Origin of the sequence: Rubrivirga sp. (assembly GCF_049648075.1) — a bacterium.
Classification (GTDB): domain Bacteria; phylum Bacteroidota; class Rhodothermia; order Rhodothermales; family Rubricoccaceae; genus Rubrivirga.
On record NZ_JBARYR010000048.1, the window covers coordinates 1 to 11,021 of the forward strand.

The window sequence follows — 11,021 nt, forward strand, 5'->3', positions numbered from 1 at the left end:
TCCATGCTCGGGGCCACTACCACCTCCCCGTGACCGATCCCGACTTTGTCCAGGTGTTCACCACCGGCGGCACCATCGACAAGGAGTACTTCGATGCCAAGAGCGCCTACGAGATCGGCGAGCCGCAGATTGGGGCTCTTCTGCGGGAAGCGGGTGTGACGTTCCCGTTCGAGGTCACGGCGCTCATGCGCAAGGACAGTCTCGACATCGAGGACGAGGACCGAGCCCTCGTTGCGTCTCGTGTCCTGGAGTCGCCCTCGACGCGCGTCTTGATCACGCACGGGACAGACACGATGGCCGAGACGGCTCGCGCGGTCGCGGCCGCCCTCGAGGCCGACGACCGGGACACGACGGTGGTGTTCGTCGGGTCGTTGTCCCCAGCCCGATTCAAGGCGACGGACGCTGAATTCAACGTCGGCTTCGCAGCCGCGGCGGTCCAAACGTTACCGCCCGGTGCGTACGTTGCAATGAATGGGCGCGTCTTCGACCCACACCGAGTACGTAAGGACCGGGATCGAAATCGGTTCGTGGCCGTCACTTAGATGACTCAGGCCCGTACGCCTCCTGACTTCCTCCCCGACTCCACTATGACCCGTTTGTCTCTTCTGAGCGCTGCAGCGCTCGCCCTCGTTATCTCTGGCTGCTCGGCCTCCAGCGAGATGGTGGATGACATGGACGACATGACGTCTATGACTCCGACCGCCGCTTGCGTCGACGGCATGGCCACCCTCCCCGCGACGGCCATGGGCTCTGACATCGGCCCGTTCGAGTGCTCGAACGTCGACCTGCTCGCCTACATCCCGCTCTCCGAGTTCGACGCCGACCAGCTCAACGATATTTGGGGCTGGGAAGACCCCGAGACTGGCCGCGAGTACGCCCTCGTCGGTCTGGCCAACGGCACCGAATTCGTCGACGTCACCGACCCGACTGCGCCCGTCATGCTCGGCAAAGTCCCGACGCACACGGTCTCGACCGTTTGGCGCGACATCAAGGTCTACGACAACCACGCGTTCATCGTCTCTGAGGCCCGCGACCACGGCATGCAGGTCTTCGACCTGACCCGTCTCCGCGGCCTGACCACGGACCAGGGCGAGTTCGAGCCTGACGCTCACTACGACCAGGTGACCAACGTCCACAACCTGGTCATCAACGAGGACTCTGGCTACGCCTACGCAGTCGGCTCCGGCTCGCGCGGCGACGACCTACCCGCCGAGTGCGGCGCGCCGGGCTTCCACGTCATTAACATCCAGGACCCGACGAACCCGACGTTCGTCAACTGCTTCTCCGACGCCTCCAAGGACACGTCGCCGGTCTCGGCACCGGGCTACACGCACGACGCCCAGTGCATCATCTACGACGGACCGGACAGCGACTACACCGGACGTGAGATCTGCGTCGGCTCCAACGAAGACGTGGTCACGTTCTACGACGTCGAGGACAAGATGGACGTCCGCATCATCTCGATGGCCGAGTACCCGCTCGACGCGTACACGCACCAGCAGTGGTTCACTGAGGACCGTCGCTACATCCTGGCCAACGACGAACTCGACGAGACCAACGGCTTCGTGAGCACGCAGCGCACGCTCCTGTTCGACGTCCAGGACCTCGACGAGCCCGAGCTCATCTCCGCGTGGGACTCCGGCATCACGACCATCGACCACAACCTCTACACGCTGGGCGACTACACGTTCATGAGCAACTACGAGGCCGGCCTTCGGATCGTGGACCACACGGACATCGCCAACGGCAACCTGACGGAGGTCGCGTTCTTCGACACGTACCCGCAGAACACGTCGGTGAACTTCGCTGGTCAGTGGAGCAACTACCCGTACCTCGACAGCGGCATCGTGATCGCGAGCGACTCGGACAACGGCTTGTTCGTCATGATGCCCCGCATGGGCATGTAGTCGTCCTCGAGGACGATCTCTCGACTCGATAGCGAGGGGCTCCGGCGCAAGCTGGGGTCCCTCGTTTTGCGTACAGGCCGTCGGCGCTGGTGCGTACGTTCCAGGGTTCTTCCGCTACCCGTTTGATCTCCCGCTACTGCTCCCCCACAGTTGTCCTCGCGATCGTTGCCATCGCGCTTGCCTCACCTCCCGTCGCGCAGGAGGTCGAGTGCCGGAATGGGCTGGCCACGCTCCCGAACGTGGGCTCCTTCCAATGTGATGCCGTCGACCTGGTCGGTTACATGTCGCCCGCCTCGTTCTCCGTATCGGGGTCCCCGGCAGCGGAGCACAATGACATCTGGGGGTGGACGGATCCTGAGACCGGGACCGAGTACGCGCTCGTGGGGACGCAGAATGGGGTCGGGTTCGTCAGCCTCGAAGACCCGGCCTTCCCCGTCCTTGTCGGCAAGCTGCCCACCCCGAACGGACGGTCGTCGACGTGGCGCGACGTCAAGGTCTACGCCGGCCACGCTCTCATCGTCGCGGACAGTTCCCCACGACACGGAATGCAAGTGTTCGACATGGCGCGCCTACGGGATGTCGACCTCGAGGACGGACCCGTCGTGTTCGAGCAGGACGCCAACTACGACGGGATCAGCTCGGCTCACAACATCGTCGTCAACGAGGAGACCGGGTTCGCCTACGCCGTCGGATACCGGTACAGCCCCGGCGACCGCGCCGCACGCGGCCTCCCCGCCGAGTGTGACGAGCCCGGCTTCCACACCATCGACGTCCGGGACCCTCGAAACCCCACGTTCGCGGGGTGCTTCTCCGACGCCGCCCTCGAGGCCGATCCATACATCGCTCCGGGGTACACCCACGACGGGCAGTGCGTGACGTACCGAGGACCCGACGCCGACTACACCGGCCGCGAGTTGTGCTTTGCTGCGAACGAGGACGTCGTGACCGTCTTCGATGTGACGGACAAGGGCGCGGTCAGGGTTATTTCTCAGGGCGAGTACCCCAACGACGTCTACACGCACCAGGGGTGGCTCACGGCCGACCAGCGCTACTTCCTGATCAACGACGAGATCGACGAGTCGACGCTCAACATCAGCCAGCGGACGATCGTGATGGATCTGACCGACCTCGACAACCCGGGAGACGTCTTCATCTATGACTCGGGGCTCAACACCATCGATCACAACCTGTACACGGTCGGGCGCTATGCCTTCCAGGCCAACTACGAGTCCGGCCTCCGCATCCTCGACCTCGACGAGATCGGCTCCGGTTCGATCCGAGAGGTGGCCTTTTTCGACACGTACCCTCGGCGGACGGGGAGGAATTATCAAGGGGCGTGGAGCGTCTACCCGTACTTCGAGAGCGGGATCGTCATCGTCAACGACATCGACAACGGGTTGTTCGTGCTCCGTCCCGACGCGTCGCTCGCGGTGAGCGCCGAGGCTCCCGCCCAGCCGTCCGGTTTCGCGTTGTCGTCGCCGGCTCCCAACCCGACGTCGGCGGGCGCTCGTCTCGACCTCGAGGTCGGGAGCGCACAGCACGTCCGGGCCGAACTGTTCGATGTCGCCGGACGGCGCGTGGCACAGATCTTCGACGGCGCCGTCGCGGCCGGCACGCCGATCGTCCTCGAGGTCGAGCGAGGCTCGCTACCGGCGGGGGTCTACGTGATCCGCGTGGTCGGCGACCGGTTCGAGACCTCGCGCCAGATCGCCTTGGTCCGGTGACCTTGCGCTCAGTCTGTCTCCTGCTCGCGCTCGTCGCCGTCCCAGTCGGGGCTCAGGAGATCGAATGTCTCAACGGACAGGCTTCGCTCCCCGACGTCGGAAGCTTCTCGTGTCAAGGTGTAAACCTGGTCGGGTACCTCTCCCCTGCGGCCTTCGGAGTGCCGGGGTCGGAGCAGGCAGGCCACAACGACATCTGGGGATGGACGGACACGGAGACCGGCGTCGAGTACGCGCTCGTCGGCACGCGCAACGGCCTCGGCTTCGTCAGCCTCGAGGACCCGACGCGACCGGTCGTGCTCGGCAAGATGCCGACGACGCGAAGCGCCTCCACGTGGCGAGACGTCAAGGTCTACGCGGACCACGCCTTCGTCGTAGCAGACGGGTCTTCCGGCCACGGCATGCAAGTGTTCGACCTGACACGCCTTCGGGGACTGAGCGGAGCTCCAGGGCTTCTCGAGCCCGACGCGGTCTACGACCTTATCAGCTCGGCCCACAACATTGTGATCAACGAGGAGACCGGCTTCGCCTACGCCGTCGGCGCGGGTCGAGTGAGCCGGCGCGGGCTCCCGGACTCGTGCCGCCCCGCAGGCTTCCACGCGATCAACATTCAGAACCCGACCAATCCCACGTTCGCGTCGTGCTTTTCTGACATCGAGTTCGAGACTGGCCCTCGGAGGCGGGGGTACACGCACGACGCGCAATGCGTGATCTACCGCGGACCGGACGTGGACTACCAAGGCCGTGAGATCTGCTTCGGGTCGAACGAGGACGTCGTGACCGTCTTCGACGTGACCGACAAGGACAACGTCCAAGTCGTCTCCCAGGCGGCGTACCCGACGCCGTCCTACACACACCAGGGCTGGCTCACGGAGGACCACCGCTACATGCTCGTCAACGACGAACTGGACGAGCTCTCAGCACGTCGGACGCAGCGGACCTTGGTGATCGACTTCGACGACCTCGAGCTGCCCGAGTTCGCGTTTGCCTACGAGCCCAACCTGACGACGAGCGACCACAACCTGTACATCAAAGGTCGCTACGCGTACGAGAGCAACTACGAGTCCGGCTTGCGCATCGTCGACCTCGATCAGATCGAAAATGGGACGCTGACGGAGGCGGCCTTTTTCGACACGTTCCCGACCCAGACCCGGATCGGGTTCGGTGGGCAGTGGAGCAACTACCCGTACTTCGAGAGCGGGCTCGTAATCGCAAACGACGGAGACTTCGGCCTCTTTGTTCTACGCCCGACGGGACTCGCAGAGCCCACGGACTCTGAGGACGCCCCCACGCTGATCGGGTACGAGCTCACGGCTCCCTTCCCCAACCCGACGACAACTAGGGCGAGGCTCTCGCTACGCGTCGGCGAGGCGCAGGCAGTCGTCGCGGACCTCTTCGACGTCGCCGGGAGGCGTGTTGCGAGCGTCTTCGAGGGCACGGCGGCGACCGGGTCCTCGCTCGACCTCGAGGTCGACGGATCCTCCCTCCCTGCCGGTGTTTACGTCTTGCGCGTTACCGGTGAGACCTTCGAGGCCTCGAGGCGGATCGTACTCACCAGCCGCTAGGGAGTCGCGTCCGGCCTCGAGGTCGGGCGCGCCCAGCGTTGCCCGGCGGGCGTGAGCCCGAACGTGCCCCCGAGCGCGTCCTCGAGGACGACCAAGCCCTCGGCGACGAGCCAGTCGAGCAACACGCGGCGCCGACCGGACAGCGAGACGTCGCCGCCCTGGGCGATGTCGTCGAGGACAGCTCGGAGCTCCGGCTCGTCCTGGGGCGTGATGACGTCGGGCCGGTGCCGGCCGAGGCAGACGTCGCATGTGCCGCACCGTGACCCCGTCGGCTCGCCGAAGTAAGCGAGCAGGTGCTGACGTCGGCATCCGACGGACTCGGCGTACCGCACGACGCTGTCCAACCTGGCATGCGCCCGCCGGCGGCCGGCCTCGAGGGCGACCACATCGATCGGGGCGGTCCGGCTTCGGGCGCCCCGCCACCTTAGGGTGAGCCCGTCGGACGGGCGCTGGACCTCGATCAGGTGCCGGGCGGCGAGGTAGTCGAGGCCGGCGTCGAGCCGTGCCGGAGTCATCCCCACGGCCTCGGCGAGCTCGTCGAGCCGCACGGTCGCGCCCTCCGACGCGGAGGCGGGCAACCGGCGGAGCAGGACGTCGGCGAAGCTTTGGACGGCGACGCTTTCGGCCTCGAGGGCGCGGGCGAACCCGTCTCGTCCCTGCGGAAGCCGAAGACGCGCCTCGCCTTCTCGGGTTGGGACGACGTCCCAGGCGCCGGCCGTCGCGAGCCGGTCGACGGCGGACCAGACGCAGCGGGTGGGCAGACCGGCCACCTTGGCGAGCGTCGCGATGGGCAGGGACACGGGTCCTTCCGGCTCGCTCCCGACAGCGATCTGCGCCAGGCTGCCGGCCGCGGTGTAGACGGCTTGCAGATCCGTCGAGGTCGGGTGCCCCCGGTCGACGAGATCGCGCGGGAGCGTTTCAGCATCCGGGCCGACTGCGAGGACGGCGTAGGCGCGGTCGCCGTCTCGGCCGGCCCGGCCGGCCTCCTGGTAATAAGACTCCAACGTCGGCGGCAGCGTCGTGTGGACGACGGTCCGAACGTCGGGCTTGTCGATCCCCATCCCGAACGCGCTCGTCGCCGCGATGACTCGGGTCTCGCCCTCGAGCCAGCGACGCTGCACCTGCTCCCGGACGCCGCGATCGAGCCCCGCGTGATACGCCTCGGCATCGAGGCCGCTCGCCGTCAACCGGCGCGCTACGCGCTCCGTGTTCTGGCGCGTACCAGCGTACACCAGCCCCGATCCCGGGACGGCCTCGAGGACGTCCGACGCCTGCCGGATGGGGTCCTGGGTGTGGAAGACGCTCCACACGATGTTCGGCCGGTCGAACCCTCGGACGATGACCTCGGGGTCGCGTAGCTCGAGCTGGTCCAGGATGTCGCGCCGGACCTCGGGCGTCGCCGTCGCCGTCACCGCCACGACGGGCGTCGGGTCGCCGGTCGAGGTCGACAATCGAGGACGGGCCTCGGCGATTCGGCGGTACGCCGGACGAAAATCGTGTCCCCACTCCGAGATGCAGTGGGCCTCGTCGACGGCGAGGAGGTCGACGTCCAGTCGCGGCGCGCGAGCGTGGAAGAGATCGGTGAGCAGCCGCTCGGGCGTGAGGTACAAGACGCGATACAGACCGTGCTCGGCGTCCGTCCATGCCTGGTCCGTCTGCCGCCGACTGAGCCCGCTGTGTAGCGCGCGTGCTCGAACCCCGCGGCGACCGAGCGCCTCGACCTGATCGTGCATCAACGCCACCAACGGGGACACGACGAGGGCGAGGCCGCCTGATGCGACGACCGGTACTTGGTAGATGAGCGACTTCCCTCCTCCCGTGGGAAGCACCGCGAGCACGTCCCGGCCATCGAGAACGGCCCCGACAGCCTCCTGCTGTCCCGCTCGAAACGCGTTGTATCCCCACGTATCGCGCAGGGCGTCCAGCGCCGAAGAAAGAGAGGGACTGGCCATTTCTCAAGCTACCCGCTGTCGCTCCGTGCTTCGGCCCAAACGAGCTTCAGAAAATCGGCGTCGAGCTGTTACGGCGTCCTCCAAATAGGGTCTAGACGGGCGCCGTGAGGCTGGTCGTGTTGCGCGATCCGCTCGAGGTGGTAACCGGCGCGACCTGGACCCGTGGTGGGGTCTCTCAGGTCGCGCCGGATCTCGTTGCGGCCGGGACGGCACGACGAGGGCCGGGGTAGCTTCGGCCCTCCGGCCCTCACGCTTTTGACTCCGCGCGTCTCCGTCATCATCGTTACCTGGAACGGGCGCGAGCTGCTGGAGCGGTTTCTCCCCTCGGTCCTGGCGACGGACTACCCCGACCTCGAGGTCGTCGTCGCCGACAACGCGTCGTCGGACGGGACCGCCGAGTGGCTGGGCGCGGAGCACCCCGAGGTCGTCGTCGCCCGCCACCCCGACAACTGGCTCTTCGCTCGTGGCAACAACGCCGCCCTCGAGGACGCCACGGGCAGCCTGGTGTGCTTCCTCAACAACGACGTCGAGGTCCCACCGAATTGGCTCCGTCCGCTCGTCGCCGCCCTCGAGGACGACGCAGTCGCCGCCGTCCAACCAAAGCTCCTGCAGGTCGACGACCGCTCGCGGTTCGAGTACGCGGGTGCTGCTGGCGGCTTCCTGGACGCGCTGGCTGTCCCGTTCACTCGAGGACGGATCTTCGAGGCTCTCGAGGTCGACCGCGGTCAATACGACGATGCACGCGACGTGTTCTGGGCGACCGGGGCGGCCATGCTGGTCCGCCGAGATGCCTTCGAGGACGCCGGTGGCTTCGACGAGTCGTTCGGGATGCACCAAGAGGAGATCGACCTGTGTTGGAGGCTATGGCGGGCCGGATGGCGCGTCCGGGTCGAGCCGGCGTCGGAGGTGTACCACCTGGGAGGCGCATCGCTGCCGGCGGGCAATCCTCGTAAGACGTACTACAACGTCCGAAACAGCTTGGTGATGGTCGCGAAGAACCTCCCGCCCACCCACGCCGCCCGCATCTTTCGGGGCCGGCGCGTCCTCGATGGCGTCGCGTGGGCTCGAGCCCGGGCGATGGGCAACGCCCTCGAGGCCGACGCGATCCGTCGAGGTCGGCGCGACGCTGCCGTCATGATCTCCGCCCTCGAGGTCGACCTCGAGGGCTCAGCTGTCGTTCTTCCGTCGTACCGAGGTCGAATCGTCGAGGACGCCATGCTTCGAGGACGACGCCATTTCTCAGACCTCCCGACCTCGAGGTTTAGGCCTCTCGGGCTCTAACGACGACGACGACCGCGGAGAGCACGATCACGATTCCCAAGATCGTGGCCGCGCCTGGGATCTCCTGAAAGAGGACCGCCGCGATCCCACTGGCGAGGACCGGCTCCGTGAGTGTGAGCAGGCCGATCAGAGCCGCGGGGATGTAGCGCACGGCGACGTTGAGCGATCCGTGCCCGAGAAGCCCGGGTCCGAGCCCCATCGCGATCGCGAGCCATGCCGCGGCACCCGTCAGCATCAGCGGCTCGCCCGCGAGAACGCACCCGATGCCGCAGGTGACGGCGGCTGCCGCATTCAAGGGGACGAAGTAGGCGAGGAACGACGTCCCCTGCCGCACCGCCCGGCCAATGACGAGGTAGACCGCGACCAACGCCGCCGCCACGATTGCCAGTCCGTTACCGAGCGCTGGATTCGGAAAGGACGCCGCTTCTGAGTGGGACCCAAGCGCCAAAACCGCAGCGCCGACGACGGCCACCCCGATCGCGACGGTCGTCCGCGCGCTCGGCCGTTCATCCAAGAACGTGCCCCCCAAGACGACGATGAACACCGGGCTCAGCGTGACCAGTGCCGACGAACTCGCGACGCTCGTCAACTGCACCGACCCGATCCACGACATAAAGTGCAAACCCAAAAGGATCCCTGCACCGATCACCAAGCTCCACTCGCGGACCGAGAACGCTCGGATCTCATCTCGCGCCCGCACCATCGCGAACGGAGCCAAGACGAGGGTCACCGTAACGGTCCGCCAGAACGCCAGCGTCAGCGCCGGTGCATCTCCGGCATAGCGGATCAGAATCGGAGCAGCCCCGAACGCGAGGAGCCCCAGCCCGATGAGAAACCAGACCGCCGTCGGCGCTCGCACCTAGCGGATCCGATCCATCGACCGGACGCGCTCGATATCCGCGACAACGCGCTGCCGAGCCATCCTCAGCAATACGTACGCGACGATCGGCATCATGGCCACATAGTAATACCCGACGGGCGCCGTTCCAGCCGAGCTGTCGAACGCGATGTAGAGCCCCACCAGGACAACCGCGACCAAGGCCAAGTCAAGCCATTGAGCCGCCGCGATCACGCGTCGCTGCGTCGCTCGGTCCTTGTAGAGCGCCACAGCGACGAGAGCCACCAGCGCCGTGACGCCGGCGAGCACGTAGCCGACTGTCCCCAGCCACGGGACGGAGTCGCCGATCGCCTCGGCCCACGTCTCTCCAACGGCGACGAACAGCGCGAGCAGGAGAGCGCCCAAGGTGAGGTAGAGAGTCTGGAGTCGTTGGAGCATGGGTCGCGTGGACTGCGTCGGCCTCTCGGCCCTCGAGGAGGATTCGTTATGCGGAGTGAGCTTCGACGCGATCGACCAGGGCGTCTGCGAACTCAGTCGTTGTCGCGGTGCCACCCAGGTCGCCCGTCAGAGCCTTCGCGTCCGAGTACACGTCGTGGAGAGCCAATCGCACGGCCTCAGCTGCGCCGTTCTCGCCGAGATAACGGAGCATCATCTCACCGGAGCGAACGACGGCCGTCGGGTTCGCGACCCCCTGCCCCGCGATGTCCGGTGCCGAGCCGTGGACGGCCTCGAAGACCGCGCAGTCCTTCCCGACGTTTGCCGAGCCTGTCACCCCAAGCCCGCCGACGAGCCCCGACATCAGGTCCGACAGGATGTCGCCGAACATGTTGGTCGTCACGACGGCGTCGTACTCACTGGGCCGGATGACGAGTTGCATCGCCATGTTGTCGATGATGCGGTCATCGAACTCGATGCCCGGAAACTCAGGCGCGATCTCCCGACCGATCTTTAGAAACATGCCGCCGGTCTCCTTCAGGATGTTGGCCTTGTGGACCAGCGTCAGCCGCTTCCGGCCGCGCCGCTGGGCGTCCTCGAAGGCGTAGCGGATGATCCGCTCCGAGCCTGCCCGCGTGATCCGGTTGATCGAGTCAGCAATTTGGAGGCGCTCGTCGAAGTGCTCAATGCCGGCGTAGAGGCCCTCCGTATTCTCACGGTACAGCATGAGGTCGACGCCCTCGAACGGCCCCTTCGTGTTCGGGAGCGTCTCACACGGGCGGATGTTCGCGTAGAGGTCGAAAAGCTGACGGATGCGGACGTTGATGCTCCGAAAGCCCGTCCCGACGGGCGTCGTCAGCGGACCCTTAAAAGCCAGGCGCGTCCTCTCGATGGAATCGACGGTCGCTTGGGGCAGCGGGTTGCCCGTGTCGTCGTAGGCGCCGATCCCCGCCTGCTGCTCGTCCCAGTTGAACGAGACCCCGGTCGCCTCGACGACGCGGACGGCGGCCGCGACCACTTCGGGGCCGATGCCGTCGCCAGGAATGAGAGTCGCGTTGTAGGTCATCAGAAGTGGAGGAGAGTGCTCAAAGCTAGACGGCGAGGGCAGCCGCTAGCCGTGGAGTCCGAACGAAACGGCGACCTCGAGGACGAACCCGACCTTGTTGGGTCGGGCCGAAATTTCGACCTCGATGTATCCTCCGTTTAGCGGACGGAGCTCGGCCTCGAGGCCGTCGAGGTTGAACACAGAGGTGAACACATAAAAACCGGGGCGCCCCTCTCGAAGCGCCCCGGTCGTCTTGTGCCGACCAGCGGCGGGCCGC

10 protein-coding genes are annotated in these 11,021 nt (G+C 66.5%); 5 read left to right on the top strand and 5 right to left on the bottom strand.

What is annotated here, in order from left to right; genetic code table 11:
• Positions 1 to 29: 29 nt before the first annotated feature.
• From WBA11_RS01350 to WBA11_RS01365, 4 genes are all read left to right on the top strand, one after another.
• Positions 30 to 542: an asparaginase domain-containing protein gene (locus WBA11_RS01350; protein WP_424518946.1), complete on the top strand. Its 513-nt coding sequence runs from the start codon at positions 30 to 32 to the stop codon at positions 540 to 542.
• Between the two features lie 177 nt (positions 543 to 719).
• Positions 720 to 1,907, top strand: coding sequence for a choice-of-anchor B family protein (locus tag WBA11_RS01355; protein ID WP_424518937.1), 1,188 nt, complete (start codon positions 720 to 722; stop codon positions 1,905 to 1,907).
• Between the two features lie 89 nt (positions 1,908 to 1,996).
• Positions 1,997 to 3,631, top strand: coding sequence for a choice-of-anchor B family protein (locus tag WBA11_RS01360; RefSeq protein WP_424518938.1), 1,635 nt, complete (start codon positions 1,997 to 1,999; stop codon positions 3,629 to 3,631).
• Entirely contained in the window at positions 3,628 to 5,193 is a 1,566-nt protein-coding gene (locus WBA11_RS01365) for a choice-of-anchor B family protein (protein WP_424518939.1), read from the top strand. The genes WBA11_RS01360 and WBA11_RS01365 overlap by 4 nt, the downstream gene beginning before the upstream one ends.
• Here WBA11_RS01365 and WBA11_RS01370 read toward each other — a convergent pair.
• Positions 5,190 to 7,145 (bottom strand): RecQ family ATP-dependent DNA helicase, encoded by a 1,956-nt coding sequence (locus WBA11_RS01370; RefSeq protein ID WP_424518940.1) that lies wholly within the window; start codon positions 7,143 to 7,145, stop codon positions 5,190 to 5,192. The genes WBA11_RS01365 and WBA11_RS01370 overlap by 4 nt on opposite strands.
• 255 nt (positions 7,146 to 7,400) lie before the next feature.
• Between WBA11_RS01370 and WBA11_RS01375 the strand changes: the two genes are divergently transcribed.
• The gene (locus WBA11_RS01375) at positions 7,401 to 8,426 is read left to right on the top strand and encodes a glycosyltransferase family 2 protein (RefSeq protein ID WP_424518941.1); all 1,026 of its coding nucleotides are present in this window, start codon (positions 7,401 to 7,403) and stop codon (positions 8,424 to 8,426) included.
• On the opposite strand, the gene WBA11_RS01380 is transcribed toward WBA11_RS01375, so the two are convergent.
• The 4 genes from WBA11_RS01380 to WBA11_RS01395 form a co-directional block, all read right to left on the bottom strand.
• Complete coding sequence (locus WBA11_RS01380) at positions 8,407 to 9,285, bottom strand: DMT family transporter (protein WP_424518942.1); 879 nt, start codon at positions 9,283 to 9,285, stop codon at positions 8,407 to 8,409. The two genes, WBA11_RS01375 and WBA11_RS01380, sit on opposite strands and share 20 nt — an antisense overlap.
• Entirely contained in the window at positions 9,286 to 9,702 is a 417-nt protein-coding gene (locus WBA11_RS01385) for a DUF4293 family protein (protein ID WP_424518943.1), read from the bottom strand.
• A 46-nt stretch (positions 9,703 to 9,748) separates the two neighbouring features.
• Positions 9,749 to 10,765 carry an isocitrate/isopropylmalate dehydrogenase family protein gene (locus tag WBA11_RS01390; RefSeq protein WP_424518944.1) on the bottom strand — a complete coding sequence of 339 codons (1,017 nt, stop codon included), beginning with the start codon at positions 10,763 to 10,765 and terminating at the stop codon, positions 9,749 to 9,751.
• A gap of 45 nt (positions 10,766 to 10,810) precedes the next feature.
• A partial coding sequence (locus WBA11_RS01395) for a hypothetical protein (RefSeq protein WP_424518945.1) occupies positions 10,811 to 11,021 on the bottom strand: 211 nt, incomplete at its 5' end.